Below are 366 nucleotides of genomic sequence, written 5' to 3'. Positions count from 1 at the left end.
TTCCCTGATAGCTCAGTTGGTAGAGCAAATGACTGTTAATCATTAGGTCACTGGTTCGAGTCCAGTTCAGGGAGCCATTCGGAGTATAGCGCAGTCTGGTAGCGCGCCTGCTTTGGGAGCAGGATGTCGGGGGTTCGAATCCCTCTACTCCGACCAAGTCGAAACGTGTAAAAATTCAAATGTGCGGGTCGTTAGCTCAGTTGGTAGAGCAGTTGACTTTTAATCAATTGGTCACTGGTTCGAATCCAGTACGACCCACCACTTTGATGTACGGAGGGGTGGCAGAGCGGTTGAATGCACCGGTCTTGAAAACCGGCGAAGATTAATAGTCTTCCGAGAGTTCGAATCTCTCCTCCTCCGCCATTT

Annotated in this window: 4 tRNA genes; all 4 read left to right on the top strand. The window is 50.0% G+C overall.

The features are described from left to right. Position 1 precedes the first annotated feature (1 nt). The 4 genes from AYW75_RS18450 (at position 2) to AYW75_RS18435 (ending at position 363) form a co-directional block, all read left to right on the top strand. Positions 2–77, top strand: a tRNA-Asn gene (locus AYW75_RS18450). 2 nt (positions 78–79) lie between these two features. Then, positions 80–156, top strand: a tRNA-Pro gene (locus AYW75_RS18445). Positions 157–185: 29 nt separating this feature from the next. Next, positions 186–261 (top strand) — tRNA-Lys (locus AYW75_RS18440). A gap of 11 nt (positions 262–272) precedes the next feature. Then, a tRNA-Ser gene (locus AYW75_RS18435) sits at positions 273–363 on the top strand. Positions 364–366 lie beyond the last annotated feature (3 nt).

This window comes from Marinomonas atlantica, assembly GCF_001639725.1.
In the GTDB taxonomy this organism is placed as follows: Bacteria; Pseudomonadota; Gammaproteobacteria; order Pseudomonadales; family Marinomonadaceae; genus Marinomonas; species Marinomonas atlantica.
Note: the sequence above shows the minus strand (reverse complement) of the source record. Positions and strands in the feature narration are given on the sequence as shown.